At 59.1% G+C, this 15,471-nt stretch carries 11 protein-coding genes; 4 read left to right on the top strand and 7 right to left on the bottom strand.

Going from position 1 to position 15,471, the window contains the following annotated elements; genetic code table 11:
- Position 1 precedes the first annotated feature (1 nt).
- Complete coding sequence (locus VMY05_04465; protein HUV30332.1) at positions 2 to 2,281, top strand: DEAD/DEAH box helicase; 2,280 nt, start codon at positions 2 to 4, stop codon at positions 2,279 to 2,281.
- 78 nt (positions 2,282 to 2,359) lie between these two features.
- On the opposite strand, the gene VMY05_04460 is transcribed toward VMY05_04465, so the two are convergent.
- Genes VMY05_04460 through VMY05_04450 form a run of 3 tightly spaced genes read right to left on the bottom strand, consistent with a single transcriptional unit; the run spans position 2,360 to position 5,019 of the window.
- A complete protein-coding gene (locus VMY05_04460; GenBank protein HUV30331.1) occupies positions 2,360 to 3,295 on the bottom strand; it encodes an MlaD family protein in 936 nt (311 codons plus the stop codon).
- A 51-nt stretch (positions 3,296 to 3,346) separates the two neighbouring features.
- Positions 3,347 to 4,141, bottom strand: a complete 795-nt coding sequence (locus tag VMY05_04455) for an ATP-binding cassette domain-containing protein (protein ID HUV30330.1) — start codon at positions 4,139 to 4,141, stop codon at positions 3,347 to 3,349.
- Positions 4,138 to 5,019 carry an ABC transporter permease gene (locus VMY05_04450; GenBank protein HUV30329.1) on the bottom strand — a complete coding sequence of 294 codons (882 nt, stop codon included), beginning with the start codon at positions 5,017 to 5,019 and terminating at the stop codon, positions 4,138 to 4,140. Before VMY05_04450 ends, VMY05_04455 begins: the two co-directional genes overlap by 4 nt.
- A gap of 72 nt (positions 5,020 to 5,091) precedes the next feature.
- On the opposite strand from VMY05_04450, the gene VMY05_04445 reads away from it, so the two are divergent.
- On the top strand, positions 5,092 to 6,117 hold the full coding sequence (locus VMY05_04445) for a hypothetical protein (protein HUV30328.1): 1,026 nt from the start codon (positions 5,092 to 5,094) through the stop codon (positions 6,115 to 6,117).
- 433 nt (positions 6,118 to 6,550) lie between these two features.
- Here the strand turns inward: VMY05_04445 and VMY05_04440 are convergent, their stop codons facing one another.
- The gene (locus VMY05_04440; GenBank protein HUV30327.1) at positions 6,551 to 7,363 is read right to left on the bottom strand and encodes a T9SS type A sorting domain-containing protein; all 813 of its coding nucleotides are present in this window, start codon (positions 7,361 to 7,363) and stop codon (positions 6,551 to 6,553) included.
- A gap of 601 nt (positions 7,364 to 7,964) precedes the next feature.
- On the opposite strand from VMY05_04440, the gene VMY05_04435 reads away from it, so the two are divergent.
- Together VMY05_04435 and VMY05_04430 are read left to right on the top strand one after the other, a co-directional pair.
- The gene (locus VMY05_04435; GenBank protein ID HUV30326.1) at positions 7,965 to 9,950 is read left to right on the top strand and encodes an oligopeptide transporter, OPT family; all 1,986 of its coding nucleotides are present in this window, start codon (positions 7,965 to 7,967) and stop codon (positions 9,948 to 9,950) included.
- A 286-nt stretch (positions 9,951 to 10,236) separates the two neighbouring features.
- Positions 10,237 to 11,586, top strand: a complete 1,350-nt coding sequence (locus tag VMY05_04430; protein HUV30325.1) for a vWA domain-containing protein — start codon at positions 10,237 to 10,239, stop codon at positions 11,584 to 11,586.
- A 103-nt stretch (positions 11,587 to 11,689) separates the two neighbouring features.
- Here VMY05_04430 and VMY05_04425 read toward each other — a convergent pair whose 3' ends face one another.
- From VMY05_04425 to VMY05_04415, 3 genes are all read right to left on the bottom strand, one after another.
- Positions 11,690 to 13,150: an SdrD B-like domain-containing protein gene (locus VMY05_04425; protein HUV30324.1), complete on the bottom strand. Its 1,461-nt coding sequence runs from the start codon at positions 13,148 to 13,150 to the stop codon at positions 11,690 to 11,692.
- A gap of 468 nt (positions 13,151 to 13,618) precedes the next feature.
- The gene (locus tag VMY05_04420; GenBank protein HUV30323.1) at positions 13,619 to 14,617 is read right to left on the bottom strand and encodes a diguanylate cyclase; all 999 of its coding nucleotides are present in this window, start codon (positions 14,615 to 14,617) and stop codon (positions 13,619 to 13,621) included.
- Positions 14,562 to 15,470 (bottom strand): tyrosine recombinase, encoded by a 909-nt coding sequence (locus tag VMY05_04415; GenBank protein ID HUV30322.1) that lies wholly within the window; start codon positions 15,468 to 15,470, stop codon positions 14,562 to 14,564. Before VMY05_04415 ends, VMY05_04420 begins: the two co-directional genes overlap by 56 nt.
- Position 15,471: the final 1 nt, after the last annotated feature.

Raw genomic sequence — 15,471 nt, 5'->3', positions numbered from 1 at the left:
GATGAACCTCGAACAGATCATTGACTTTCTCAGAAGTGACCGTGCCGTCAGCCGGTGTATCAGCCACTGGCAGACCTTTCCCGCTCGGGAGGCGCGGTACGTTGATTTTCCCGACGGCCTCGACCGCCGGCTGATCTCCGCTCTGGCCGAAAAGCGTATCTCGCGCCTGTACACCCACCAGGGTGAAGCTATACGAGCGATCATGGATGACAAGGACGTGGTCGTGGTCACGCCGACGGCTTCGGGCAAGACGCTCTGCTACAATATCCCCGTACTCAACCGGATTCTCCAGTCGCCGGGGACCCGCGCCCTGTACCTCTTCCCCACCAAGGCGCTCTCGCGGGATCAACTGTCGGAACTGCACGACATGGTGCAGAGGCTCGAGGTCGACATCAAGACGTACACCTTCGACGGGGACACGCCGGTCAATGCCCGGCGGGCTGTCCGCAGTGCGGGGCACATCGTCATCACCAACCCCGACATGCTTCACACCGGCATCCTGCCGCACCACACCAAGTGGATCAAGCTCTTTGAGAACCTCAAGTACGTGGTGATCGACGAGGTCCACCACTACCGGGGGATATTTGGCTCCCACCTTGCCAACGTCATCAAACGGCTGAGCCGCATCTGCCGGTTCTACGGGTCCGATCCGGTGTTTATCTGCTGTTCGGCTACCATAGCCAATCCGGATGAGCTGGCTGAGCGCATTATCGGCCGCCCCGTCACGCTGGTGGACAACAACGGCGCGCCGGCCGGCGAAAAGCACTTCATCCTGTACAACCCGCCGGTCATCAATCCGCAACTGGGTATCCGCAAGTCGGCCGTCAACGAAGCGGCCAGGCTGGCCGCGCTTTTCCTCAGAGAGAAGATTCAGACCATCGTGTTCGCGCACTACCGGCTGTATGTCGAAGTCCTGCTGACGTACCTGCAACGCGAACTGAAGGGGGATTTCGGGCACGGTATCACTATAGCGGGTTACCGGGGCGGTTACCTTCCGAACGAGCGGCGCCGCATCGAACAGGGGCTGCGCAACGGCACCGTCACGGGGGTGGTATCGACCAACGCGCTCGAGCTCGGTATCGATATCGGGGCGCTCGACGTCTCCATAATCGTCGGCTATCCCGGCTCAATCGCTTCGCTCTGGCAGCAGGCGGGACGAGCCGGACGGCGCTCCGGTAACTCCCTGACCGTAATGGTGGCCAATTCCTCGCCCATAAATCAGTTCCTGTGCGTCGAGCCCAAGTACGTGTTCGAGCGTACGCCGGAGTCCGGTATCATCGATCCCGAGAACCTGATAATCAAGACCAACCACCTCAAGTGTGCGGTCTTTGAATTGCCGTTTGACGAGGACGAGTACGCCCGGGACATCGGCAGCGGCAAGATCCTTGACTACCTGGCCTCCGAAAACGTCGTGCGGCGAACGGCGGACCGCTACCACTGGTCGTCGGAGATTTACCCTGCCCAGCAGGTATCGTTGCGGTCGGCCTCGCCGGACAACTTCGTCATCCTCAACGAATCACGCAACGCCGAGGTGATCGGCGAGGTGGACTACTACTCCGCCCCCATCTTCCTGCACCCGGAGGCCATCTACCTTCACGGCGCGGAACAGTACCAGGTGACCAGGCTCGACTGGGAGGGAAAGAAGGCGTACGTCAAGGAGGTCGAGGTTGACTACTTCACCGACGCCGAGACCAAGACCGACCTGAAAGTCCTGTCGACCGACGACGAGAAGAAAACACTCGACGACGCCCGCAGCTGCCACGGCGAAGTGTCGATTTCCTCCACCACCGTGCTGTTCAAGAAGGTCAAGTTCCAGACCCACGAAAACGTCGGCTCCGGTGAACTGAAAATGCCGGAACTGGAAATGCACACCCATGCTTTCTGGTACTCCTTCCCCGGCGACGTCCCACTCAAGGTCAATGTCGAGCGCCAGAACTTCGGCGGCGCGCTGCGAGGCCTGGCCAACGTTCTCGGCAAGATAGCCCCCCTGTGGGTAATGTGCGATCACCGCGACTTGCGCTCGGTCTCCCAAGTCCGGGCGCCGTTTACGGAACGGCCGACCGTGTACATCTACGAAAATATCCCCGGCGGGGTGGGGCTGTCCGAAAAGATCTTCGCGGAATCGGATCACCTGATCGAGGCCTGCCGCGAACACGTGCGGCATTGCCCGTGTGCGTCAGGGTGCCCGAGCTGTGTCGGCCCGCCGCTGGAAGTCGGCGACGCCGGCAAGCAGGGGGTGCTGAGTCTGCTGGAGTATATGCTGGCGGTCCAGACGGTGTAAGGAGCTGTCTGCAAGGCCGCCCCGCGTACCGTTGCGATCCGGTTGCCCACATTCTGACCGAGCCGGCGGCTCGGAAGTCTAAAACACCGAGAACTTGAAGTACTTGCGCGGGTTTTTCTCGATATCCGAAACGAGATTGCTCACCCGGTCGAGCAGTTCCACGATTTCCGTGTATAAGGCCGTGTCCTGAACCAGCAGCCCGAGGCTGCCGTCGGCCGAGTTTATCCGCATCATGATGGTGTCCAGCCGCGCCGAGGTGGCGCTCAGGTTGTCGTAAAGAGCGGGATCGTTCATGATCCTGCCGAGCGTCCCGGTATTCTCGTTGACCCGATCGCTGACGTTCTCAACGGAAAGCGACAGTCGCTCCATCGACGAGACCACGCGCTCCTGGTTACGCTGAAGGTCCGCCGTCAGCTTCGTCAGGTTGGCCGCCAGCTTCGTCATCTGGATGTACAAATCGTCCCGGGTGGCAATCTTGCCCAGCGTGCCTTCCCCCCGGTTCATCCGGTCGAGCAGCGTGTCGATGTTCGCGAGGACCGATCCGGCGGTGGCGGCGGCCTGCTCCGCTTCTTTGAACACTGCCTTGACGTCACCCGCGTCACGGGTACGGATAATAGTCATCGGCGCTATCGGCACGCCGCCGACGTCGCCCGGGATGATCTCGATGTACTTGTCACCCAGGAATCCGATGCTGCCGAGGAGCACCTCGGACTTGGAGGTCAGCTGTGGCCAGATGGATGTCTTGACGGCGCAGACGACGCGCACCCGGCGCAGGGAATCGAGGTTGGCGAACTCCAGGGAACGGACGTTACCGACCTCCATGCCGGCCATCCACACCGGAGAGCCGCGCACCAGGCCGTCGACGTTCCTGAAATAACAGACGAACTTCTGCTTGCGCTCGAATATCGATGTTCCACCGCCGCTGAATGAAGCCCAGAGCGCGACGGCAATGACGACCGTGATCAGGGCCCCTACCTGCAGGTTACTCCACTTCAGCCTGACCGAACGCTTCATATCTTCGACCCCGCTTCTCTCAAACCTGCGCTGCGTGCGCCAACCGGCTGCTCATTCTCCGCCCGCGCGTTGAGTAGTTATGAATTTCCGCCGCGCCACGTCGGCCATGGACAGCCGGAACGGCGCCAGAAAACTAAGCACATCGAGTTCGCGACTTTCGCGCAACTCCTCGAGCGTACCGTCAAACACCACCCGCCCGTCGGTAAGCACCACGAACCGGCCGGGTATCCCGAGGACGTCGGCGATCTGGTGCGTGACCACCACCGACGAGATTCCTCTGGTCTCCTGCAGCTTCATGATGAGCGACAGCACGGCGTCCGTCATGGCCGGGTCCAGCCCCGTGGTGGGCTCGTCATACAGCATGATCTTGGGATCCGTGGACAAGAGTGCCCGGCCGATAGCCACCCGCCGCCGCTGGCCACCCGAGAGGTGCTCCGGGAGCTTGTCGCCCACCTCGTCCGGATCCAGACCGACAAAGCCGAGCATCCGTGACGCTTTCTGACTGATCTCGGGCCAAGTCATGTTCGTGTACTCGAGCAGGTAGTAGCCGACGTTTTCCCCCACCGTCATGGAGTCGAACAGGGCACCGTCCTGAAACACCATGCCGATCTGCTTACGGATTTCCCGCTTCTCGGCCTCCTTCATGACGCACACGTTCCGGCCGTTGATCAGGATTTCGCCCGACTGCGGACACTCAAGGCCGAGGATCAGCCGGAGGATGGTCGATTTCCCGGAACCGGACGGGCCCATAACGACCACGGATTCTCCCCGGCCGACCCTGAACGAGACGTCCGTGAGCACGACCTGGTCGCCATAGGAAAAGTCTATGTTCCTAAACTCGATCACATGTATCCCCTGACCACCGGGCCGAGAATCTTCGTAATCAGAAAACTGAACACCAGTATGAGTATGGAGGACAGAACCACTGAATTCGTCGTGGCGCGCCCCACGCCCTTGGTGCCGCCCTCGGACGTAAATCCCTTATAGCATGATATGAACGCAATTATCAGCGAGAAGACAACCGGTTTCAGGAAGCCCATGAGCATGTTCCCGAAGGTCAGTTTATACCTCACGTTTGCCCAGTATGTGGTGGAAGTAACATTGGCAATAAGCGTCGCCACCATCCACCCGCCGAGGATTGCCACGGTGTCGCAGATGATGGTGAGAGCCGGCACCATGACCATGAGCGAAATGAGCCGCGGCGCCGCGATCTTCTTGAACGGATCGATACCGAATGCCACCAGCGCGTCAAGCTGGTTGGAAGACTTCATGGCGCCGATTTCGGCGGTAATCCCCGAGGCGACGCGCGCGGCTATCATCAGGCCGGCCAGGCTCGGCCCCAGCTCCCGGACGATCGCCAGCGACATGATCCGGCCCAGGTAATCCTTGGCGCCGAACAGCGCCAGCTCCTGGGAGAAGGCCAGGGCAAACCCCTGTCCCGAGACGAGACCGGTAAGGACAATAAGAAACAGCGAGCCCACGCCGATCAGGTACATTTGCTCCATGGTCTCGCGCAGGTAGATCGGCCGTGAGAACAGGGCGGCTACCATCCGCAGCGCAAAGAAGAAGATGTTCTGGCACTCAGAAGCGAAACGCTTGAGCCAACCGTTAATGGTATCAACGACAATCATATCCTGCCCGGAGAAATGGTAGACGCCCCGGTCCTTTAAGTCAAGGCAATTTAGCACCTTGAAAAAGTCGCGGATTGTGCTATTATCACGCAAACGGCACTCGCGTCGCGAACGTTTGACTATAGTCGCGAACGGGAATCATGCCAAAGCGGCGGCACGCTGAGAATGACACATACGAGTAATGACAAACACGGCCATGCCATAGCGCTGTTTTCCGGTGGTCTTGACTCTGCGCTGGCCATACTCCTCATGCTCCGGCAGAACATCGAGGTCACGGCCCTGACCTTTCTTACCCACTTTGGATGCGATCTTGGTGACCGGTCTTCCTGCGGGTCCGATCCGTACCCGGCAGCCGAGAAATTCGGCTTCAACGTCAAGCTGATGCACCTGGGCCAGAAGTTCGTCGATATCGTCGAGAATCCGCGTTTCGGGCGCGGCGCGCACATGAACGTCTGCGTGGACTGCCGGATCCTCATGCTCCGGGAGGCCAAAACCTTCATGGAGATGGTCAACGCGGATTTCGTCGTCACGGGCGAGGTCCTCGGCCAGCGACCGTTTTCGCAACTGAGCCACCGGCTGAGGCTCGTGGAGAAGGAGTCGTCTCTTCAGGGCCGCCTGCTTCGCCCGCTTTCTGCCCTGCTGCTGCCGCCGACCGAGCCGGAACTGGCCGGCCTGGTCGACCGTGACCGGCTGGAGGGTATCTCGGGCCGCAGCCGCAAAAGACAGCTTGAGCTCGCCGAGGAGTTCGGCCTGGAGGACTATCCTTCCCCGGCCGCCGGCTGCCTGCTGACCGACGCCGGGTACTCCCACCGGTTGCAGGACCTGCTGGCACACAACGACCACCTGACGTTCGATGACCTCAACCTGCTTCGGGTCGGGCGGCACTTCCGCATTAACCCGCAGACCAAAGTCATCGTGGGAAGGAATGAAGAGGAGAACAAGCGGGTTCTGTCCTGCCGAAAGGAACACCACGTGCTGCTACAGGCACCCGATACAGGATCGCCACTGACCCTGCTGGCAGGACCGGCCACCGATGAAAACATCCGGCAGGCGGCCATGATAACCGCCCGCTACTGCTCGGCGCGCCATCAGCCCCAGGTGCGGGTGGTCGCGGAGGCAGGAGGTGAGCCGGTCGAGGTCATGGTGCCCCCCGCCGGAGACGAGGACCTGAAGAATATCATCATTCGCTGACTCCCGGGGGTCTGCCGGAGAAAACAAAAGGCCTCGCGTACTCGCGAGACCTTTTACTCCTCACAAACCGGGGACCCGGAACGAAGCGGAATAACCGCCATACAAGACCGCTCAGCACCGGTGACTACAAGTCAAAGACAGACATATTGAGCAGGTGGTATTGCTTGCCGTCTGTCCCCAATCATAGCAGAAGACATACAACTATTGTGCCCGACACAGTGCCATTTAGCGAACACGTTGTCACGCAACGCAGAACGAGGGAATTACAGAGGCTCTGGGGCCTTACCGGTACGGGTCACACGCAGATTCTGCGTGCGCACGGAGGCAGCGTCAGCAAACCGTGCGACGAGGAAAAAAAGAGGACCCCTGCCCTGACCGCGGAAAGGATCCTCAAGCCTTATTGAACGCGCGATTTACTATTAACGTACTCCGATTACTTCAGCAGAACCGCCTTCTTGGTGGCCTTGAAACTGCCGGCCTCCAGCTTGTAGAAGTAGATACCAGAGGCGAGTTCCGAAGCGTCCCACTCAACGTCAACGTGACCGGCCTCGGCGTAGCCCCTGATCTCCTCGACGACCTGTCCGGTTACATTGTAGATGGTCACCTTCCACTCACCGCCTTCCTTCAGAGAAAAAGGAATCGTGGCAGTCGGGTTGAACGGGTTGGGATAATTCTGCGCCAGACTGTAGCTGGTCGGAAGATTATCCTCGCCGAGCTTACCCGACAGGGAAACAGAGACCGTTCCGAATTCCGGCGTCGATCTCGTCTGCCCAACGCCTTCCCCGCGATCGGGAGGCAGGTAGATGAAAGTCATCGAGTGATGTGGCCGTTGCGTCTCCAAGGCCTCCAGGGTGATCTCACTGACTGATGGATCGTCGACCTGGAACACCAGGTTAGCCACCGACCCGGTCCCGGCTGCTAACATCGGTTTCGGCTCCGGCGTCGTCTGCGTCACCAGACCGACAACAACGGTATTATCATCGTTGTCGATGTTGGCGATCTTCAGGTCAAAGTATGAGACGCGGGTGTTCTCAAAGTTGACCTCCTTGAGCGTCACACCATCGGAAAACCGAATTGGAATGTCGATCGCCATTAAACCGTCCTGGTTGGTGATCTCCAGCGGAACAGTGACCGTATTATCGGCGCTGACTTTCGCCGCAACCGGTGCGATCTTGTCAGCCGCGAATAACGAAGCAGACACGAGCATGATGGCAATGACCACTGTGAAGATGCTAAAATGTTTCAACAATACTCACCCCCTCAGGGCTGAATCTGGTTACTGTTATGACTGACACAGGACACCGGAATCCTTGGGCCCATGCAGCCGCTCCTAACCGCAATACGACCGCGAGTTAGTCCGCTACTCTTATATCTGCAACCGGAGATGAGATGTGGGGTCGATATCTGTCCGTAATTATGGTACAATCTTTTCCTCCCGATGTCAAGGCCTTTTCTTTGTTCTCTTTACACTCTACATATATAGACGGTGCCGGCCCCTAAAACTTTCAATCCTGTATTCAGGGACCTTCCGAAAAGTCCATGAGCCCGGCCCTGACAGCTCGCTGACCCGCATACTGGTGACACCGGCGCCTCTGCCTTTTAATACACCCGCCAGCGTGCGATTGTTCCCGAAAAGAGAGGCCCTTCGCACGGGTCCGCCCGGCGATTGGAAGGTTCGTGCCCGTCGCAGTTTCTGCGCGTAGTACCGGGTGCACCGTGCGGCGGCAGTACCGGCGCAAGGGTAGGGTGTCCCGGGCACCAGGATTCGACTAATCACTTGACACTCTCATGCTGCGAGCTAACTTAGGGGCAATTCAGCGGCGCCACACCCATCGCACGGAGGTCACGTGGACAACTCTACGACCGGCAGCAAAGCCAATAACGCTGCGTCCTTCACCCCCTTTGTTCCGGCCAGCGAGAACATCGCCGAAGTTACCTGGAAAGCCATCATTCTGGGCATCATTATCTCAGTCGTATTCGGCGTGGCTAACGCCTATTTGGGGCTGAAATTCGGCATGACCGTATCGGCCTCCATCCCGGCGGCCGTAATATCCATGGCCGTCCTTCGGCTGATGTTCGGCAAGAATGTGACGGTTCTGGAAAACAACATCGTACAGACCGTAGGCTCGGCGGGGGAATCACTGGCCGCCGGAATCATCTTCACCGTTCCGGCCTTTTTCATCTGGGCAACCGACCAGCAATTGGTGGCCCAGGGCTACTTGCACAACATTTCCAAAGCCCAGATCTTCTGGCTGTCGATCCTCGGCGGAACGCTGGGCATTCTGCTTATGATTCCGCTTCGTCGTTACCTTGTGGAGCGGGAGCACGGAACTTTGCGCTTTCCCGAGGGGACGGCGTGCGCCGAGATAATCGTGGCCGGCGACGAGGGCGGCGGCAAGGCGCGCATGGTCTTTATGGGCATCGGTCTCGGGGCTCTGTATAAAATCGGTTACGACCTGCTGAGAACGTGGTCTGAATCGGTCAACTATGATTTCCAGAGGTTCCTGAAGGGCGGGACGGTCGGCATCGACGCCACCCCGGCGCTGCTCGGCGTTGGGTACATCATCGGTCCGAGAATCGCCGCCCTTATGCTCAGCGGGGCTGTTCTCGGTTACCTGGGAATCGGTCCGCTGCTGGCGTTCATCGGCGCCCAGATTCCAGACGTCATTATTACACCCGGGAATATCCCCATCCCTGAGATGGACAGCGCACAACTGCGCAACAATTATATCAAGTACCTGGGCGTCGGGGCGGTCGCGGTCGGAGGATTCGTCTCCCTTATCAAGTCGTTCCCGGTGATCATCTCCTCGTTCAGCCAGGGGTTCGGTCAGTTGATCGGGAGGAAAGGAATCGAAACCGAAACTCCCCGCACCTCGCAGGATCTGCCGATGAAGTGGGTTCTTCTCGGAGTGGCCGTAGTGGTCGTCGCCATCTGGCTGCTGCCGGGGACCCAACTGCACCTTCTCGGCGCGGCGCTGGCCGTGCTGTTCGGCTTCTTCTTTGTCGTCGTGGCCGCCCGCATTGTCGGACTGGTGGGGTCGTCTTCCTCGCCGGTCTCCGGCATGACCATCGCGACCCTGCTGGTAACCTCGCTGATTCTGATCTACTTCGGCGTTTCAGGGGTAAGCGGGATGATCACCACCATGTCGGTCGGCACCATCGTCTGCATCGCCGTCTGCATGTCCGGTGATATAGCCCAGGACCTCAAGACCGGCTATCTGCTCGGAGCCACACCTCGCAAACAGCAGTTGACCGAGTTCATAGGACTGATCTTTCCCGCCCTGGCCATGGGGTTCACCGTGTACTACCTCAATGAGGCGTTCGGCTTTGTCGAGGGCGCCACCGAGCGCACGCCCTTGCTGGCCCCGCAGGCCAATGTGATGGCAACCGTCGTTAAGGGAGTTATGAACGCCAACCTGCCCTGGGCGCCGATACTTGTGGGTGGCATGATCGCCCTCGCGGTTGAGTTACTGGGGATCGGGTCACTGCCGTTCGCAATCGGGCTGTACCTGCCCCTTTCCCTTTCCACGCCGATCATGACCGGCGGGCTCATTGCGCTCCTGGTCAAAAGATATACCCGATCGGCCGACTACAGCGAGAGAAATCTCCGAGGTATCCTTTTCTCATCCGGCCTCGTGGCCGGGGATGCGCTGGTGGGCGTAGTGACCGCCTTCCTCATCGGCTCGTGGGGAGGCTACGCCGCCTTTTACGACAGTCATCTGGGCATGCTCAACACCCTCACGGGCAGTTTCGGCCCGTGGTTAGCCCTGATCCTCTTCGGGTGTCTTACCGCTGTCCTGGCCCACATGGCCTTCAGGGGTTTCAGGAAATAGCGATTGTCCGGCTCCGCCATTAGAGCGAACAAACGGCCCCGTTCCCACCGGGGCCGTTAATTATTTCTGCCCCAACGTGTTACTCCGACCGCCTCGGCATGCCCGTCGGTGGCAGGCCGCTTCAGCGTAGTGGCCGGTGAGCCTCCTTACCGAACGACTTGCGCCGGCACAAAAAGCCTTGCCTGCCCGTGCCACTTCGGGTAGGTTGGAAACTCAGATTCCATATCAACTCGACGGTTCATCGGGCTCGCCCTTCGGACAACACCTAACACACTGGAGGTATACCATGGCCAGAAAATGTCGGTTTGCAGGCTGGTTGGTCGCTGCTCTTGCACTCAGCCTGGCGCTTTCGTGCGGTACGAAGGCCCCTGAAAAACCGGGGCTGACAGCCGAGGCCAACATGGAGTGCGACCTGGCGGCCATGTTCCTTTTTGACGTCGGTGAGACTATGGGCCAGGACATCGGCGGCGGCCTCAGCCTTCTTCAATGGATGGCCGGCGCGGCAGGCGACGTCGTACAGACCGTGCCTTCCGGGCGCTGGAACATGGGCCTGCATACGTTCGAGCAAAACGCCGGGACGGCGGCCTGGGGCATGGAAGTAGTCACAGATGAGAACAGGCAATCATTTGTCGACGCCCTCGAAGCCCTCACCGCCGCCGGTTCGTCAGACATGGTCACTGCCTTCGATATGGCCGGTAACCTGCTGACCGAGGACACCCACCGGCCCAAGTTCCTCGTGATCGTGACCGACGGCGGTTTCTGTTCACAAGCCGATGGTACCTGCAACCAGCTGCTCAACATCGCCGCCGGGCTGAAAGCCGACGGGGTCAGGATCATGGCCGCGGGTTACAACCTCACGGCCGAGGAACAGGGAACTCTCACGAGTATAACCGCCCCCGACCCCTGCACTAACAGCACCTCGGCAAACGAGGCATACTCTATGCTTGTCGAGACCGTCGGTACTCTCTGCGGTTTTCTGAAAGTGGAGCTTGCAGCGGACGTCCCCACCGGTTTCGGCCCCGGCGGCACCGGCACCGGCATGTACAGCGCGAACTACGTTCAGGGGGAAGCAGTCGATGTCATGCTGCAGGCCGTCGGCCCGTTCGTGGACGACGGCGGCACCGTGCGCTTTGAGCAGGCGACCGGTACGCTTGGTCCCGGATCTCCATCTTTTGGAGGCAAGTTTGAACTGACCGCAGGCCAGGCCATGTCAGGCAGCTATGCCCTGATTCTCAAAGCAGTCCCGGACGGTGGCGGGCCCGTCCTGGCCGCATTGATAGCGACCGTATACGTGGGCGCATTCAGTCTCGACGTGGCCTATGAAACACAGCCTGCCTGGGACCAGGCCGGCGGGACTGTCACCGGCAGGGTGACGATCACCACGGTTGCCGACGCCCCGGTGCCGGTTACGATTTCCTACCTCGTCACCCAGGCCGGCGGGCAGGCCTATGTCTCCGGCTTCGATCCGGGTGGAAATCCGATGGCTACGACTGCCCCGCAGGGGTCCAGCACCATCCCGGTCTCCTTTACAATCAGGCGGACCGACGCACCGGCAGGCAGCTATGAGATTCATATCGTCGTGATCGGGGCAGGGATTCGAAAGGAAGTCGCCTCTGGGCCCCTGACGATCCAGTAGCGGCGAGGCAGCCGTCCACACTGACTGATACGGTCACCGGCACAAAAAAAGCCCACGGGCAAGAGACATACCCGTGGGCTGCTCGATCTACGTCTCCCCCCTCTTATCTGTTGTCAAACTCCTGCGAATGCCCGTCGATCTCGTCACAATGACCCGGGCCGATATCGCCATTGTTGTAATCATCAAGGGTGCCCTGCCAATCAAGGACCATCTGCCGATCCTCATCGCTCAGGCCATCCCAGTCCATCCAGTCGTGGTCGGCAAGGAAGGCATCGGCGTCGGCAATTATATCGTCAACATCCGAGCCGCTCGCTCCGCTCGCGATACTAAGCTTGGCGCCGAGCAACTGAGCGTACAGCTTGGTGATGCCGTTTGAGTTCTTGCCGTACGTCTTCATCTCCAGGACGTCCACGGCGATAGCTGCGGTGGTCACGGCAAGGCTCTTGCTGCCACCCGCCGTACCGAGCCAGATCGGCAGCAGCGGCGTCACGACGTCGTCCTGCGGACCGAACCCGGCGTGGGTCTTCCAGTAGCCGATAGTGTGCGTGCAACCCTCCTGAACGGGCATGTATATGCCGGCGTCCCAGGTAAGATCCGTCTCCCCGGCATCCAGCGTCGTGCACTCCGTTTTGCCCGTCATGAGATCGGCGTCGCTGTCCATGGCGTCATCCATGCCCTGGTCCTTCGGACTGAACACGTACCCCATCGGCAAAACGAACTCGACATAGTAGCCGCCCGGGGTCAGGTCCGAAAAGAGGTAGTACCCGCTGCCGTCCGTAACCGTCGTGGCAAGCAGAACATCTTCGCAGTCGTAAAGATTGACGGTCACACCGGCAACACCGGCTTCACCACCGTCCTGGATGCCGTCCATGTTCTCGTCGTGCCAGACGAAGTCACCGATAGCGGCGAGTTCAGGCATCACGGGCAGTTCAAACCTGATCAACGTTTGCTTCTCAGGCCCGCCTTCCTCGTAACGGCCGGTATACAGGAACGGAGAATCACCCCGGTTCTCATCCGGCGTATACTCGAAAATGTACGCGTCGGCGACCGGGAAGATGTTTGTGCACTCCTCGCCGCCGTCCGTCTCGTAGCAGACTTCGAGGTACGGCTGGTTGGCGCTCGCTTCCCGGCTGAAGTACTTGGTCCGGGGATAGTCGGGGTCGAACTGATCCAGCAGGAAACCGTAGTTATCATACGTGCCGTTCATCCAGGCCTGTACCAGCGCCGTAACGTCCGTCGAGCGCCAGTCGGCGCCGTCGGCCGTGAAGGAGCCCCAAGTTTCCGGTGCAAAGGCAGCAGCGAAATTGTTCCACGTGACCGTCATCTCTTCCCAGGAGTTCGTTATCCGGTGCACGTTAACCGGCTGGCCACTGGGCTCGATCACGTTAACGTACAGGGTAGCCGACTTGAAGGTATCTTCAGCCGCCAGACTCAGCCCCGGCGCCGCAGCACGACCAACGTCAGCCGGTGCCTGCGAGTCCACCGGGCTGTAGTCCCTAGAGCACCCACCCACCACAAGCATCAACAGTGCAAACAAAAGCACATAGTTTGTAATCCGAATCATATCATTCCCCTTCAATCCTCTTCAATTGTGATTAGTTACTTCCTGATTTCAAGAACCGTCTTGTCTCATCTCGCTTTCTTGCAGTAGGCTAGCTCCTTTCTGCAAAGAGTAGATGGTTAGAGCCTTAGGTGATTACACTAAGTCTGAGCAAATTTGGTGCTGTATACAAAAGCCGGATCCCGAAAATCGGAGTAATTTAGGGGGGAATTGCCAGCCGGTGCAAACAGGATCCGACTATCCTGTGAAATTGCCGTACTCCTTGCGCCGAGTCTTTAAGCGCTCAGCGCGATCTGATCGACCCCTTGAGTAACTCTTTGAATCTGCGATGCTCAGCCCGGAGTAATTATAAGTAATATAATGGGACTGGTGCCATTTCGCACGCGAATTTTGAGAAAGAGGTTTTGTTTTTGGATGACGGTCCGGCGAAACAGCCTCGAGCCGATGCTCGGCTGCGCCGGAGGACTCTGGTCAGTACTTCTTCCGCCGCTCAATCATGTAATTGGAGCCGGGCATGGCCTTGGTGGCTTTCTTGAGGTCTGCCAGCATCTTGGACAGCTCGCCAATATGCCGGAACTTGCCCTCTTCGTTGATGATAACTGCAATCGAGATACTGAGAATGGGAAACCGCTCGACGATCCCCCGACGGTTGGTCGTCACGATGAATCCGCGGTCCCTGTCTTCTTCGCTGTACCTGAACTGGACAAAAGCGTCAAAGCACTTGATCACCCAGTAGCAGGTTTCATCGACGAGATCTCGCGGAATGACGCAGATGAAATCATCACCGGCGATGTGACCGACAAACCCCTCCTGGCACAGATCGTATACGATGTCCTTCAGGACCCGGCCGGTCATGCGGATGATGCGGTCGCCGTAGGCGTATCCGTAGTAGTCGTTGTAGGCCTTGAAGTTATCGAGGTCGGCGTAGCATACGGCGAACTCTTCGCCAAGACTCATCTGGCGCTCGATCTCCCGCTCGATCATGGCCGGTCCGGGGAGCCGGGTGGTCGGGTTGACCGAGAGGTCCCTGCGGCTGCGTTCAACGACGCGGCGAATCCGAACCTCCACGAACCTGTCAATCCACTCACCGTAGATGAACTCCTCGGCACCGTTTTCATAGGCAGCGATGATGATGTCCTTGGCCGGAGACGGATGATAGAGGATAACCGGAACGATGGATAGTTGGATGTTGTTCTTGATGGCCCGGGTTAGCTCTAACTCTCTTAGAAACAGTGACTTGCCGCCGATGAGAATCGCATCGACGGCATACCGCAGACAGATCGTATTCAGGTCAATGAAATCCCGGAAGTAGTGAAACGAGACTTCCTCCTCGCGAAAGAACTGCCTGAGGTGGAAATCCAGACTGATTTCAGACTGCTTGATCGCAAAATGGAAAGTGGGCTTCGAGACCGCATTAGTCCCTTTTGAATCCGGCCAGTTCTCGAGGGTGATATTTTCGATGTTCTGCAACGATATAATCCCGGTCGATTCGGGTGTAGATCTCCGTCGTAGATATATCGGCATGACCGAGCATTTCTTGTACCACCCGCAGGTCGGCGCCGCCTTCAAGAAGATGCGTGGCAAAGGAATGGCGAAACGTGTGAGGAGTGACGCGCTTGGCTATCCCGGCGGCCCTGACCAGCCTTTTCACTACCTTCCAGATACCCACCCGCGAGTACGGTTTGCCGGTCCGGTTGACAAACACCAGGTCGCGAAACGGCGCGGCCCGCGCGGTCTGGTCCGAGTCCATAAACGCCTCCAGCGCCTGCCGGGCCGGGTCCCCCAGCGGCACCAGCCTCTGCTTGTTTCCCTTGCCGGTAACCCTGACGAAACCGGCTTCAAACTCGATGTAGGAGAGCTTGAGGTTGATCAGCTCAGAAAGGCGCAACCCACAGCCGTACAGCACCTCGATAATCGCCCGGTCGCGGGCGGCAGTTCTCGAACCCGGGCTCACGGCGTTGATAAGGCCGTCGATTTCCCCCGGCGAAATGTAGTCGGGATGATAGCGTGAGATTTTGGGAGCGGCGTACGCCAGTGCCGGGTTTTCCGCCACCAGAGCGATATCTTTCAGATACTCGAAGAAGTGTTTGATACTGGAAATCTTGCGCGCGAGCGTCGCGGGTTTGCGACCCAGACGGGCCAGATTACCGAAATGCCCGCACACAGCCGTCGGGGATACCAGGCGGGGGTCGTCAACGCGCAGTCCCTGCCTGGCTTCCTTAAGGTCAGCCCGATAGGCCGCAAGGCTGTTCGGGGCCAGCCCCCGCTCCAGCTTGAGATGCTGCAGGAAATCATCGATAAGAAATTCAAACGTGTCGGCCATG

It is taken from the genome of Acidobacteriota bacterium, assembly GCA_035529075.1.
Taxonomy (GTDB): Bacteria; Zixibacteria; MSB-5A5; order GN15; family FEB-12; genus DATKXK01.
The sequence above is the reverse complement of the archived record's forward strand: the minus strand, read 5'-3'. Positions and strand labels throughout refer to the sequence as shown.

Excerpts from the sequence above, each read along its gene's own strand:
- VMY05_04445 (HUV30328.1), top strand. The coding sequence starts at position 5,092 with ATGACACATACGAGTAATGACAAACACGGCCATGCCATAGCGCTGTTT.
- VMY05_04465 (HUV30332.1), top strand. The coding sequence starts at position 2 with ATGAACCTCGAACAGATCATTGACTTTCTCAGAAGTGACCGTGCCGTC.
- VMY05_04415 (HUV30322.1), bottom strand. The coding sequence starts at position 15,470 with ATGGCCGACACGTTTGAATTTCTTATCGATGATTTCCTGCAGCATCTC.
- VMY05_04425 (HUV30324.1), bottom strand. The coding sequence starts at position 13,150 with ATGATTCGGATTACAAACTATGTGCTTTTGTTTGCACTGTTGATGCTT.
- VMY05_04460 (HUV30331.1), bottom strand. The coding sequence starts at position 3,295 with ATGAAGCGTTCGGTCAGGCTGAAGTGGAGTAACCTGCAGGTAGGGGCC.
- VMY05_04430 (HUV30325.1), top strand. The coding sequence starts at position 10,237 with ATGGCCAGAAAATGTCGGTTTGCAGGCTGGTTGGTCGCTGCTCTTGCA.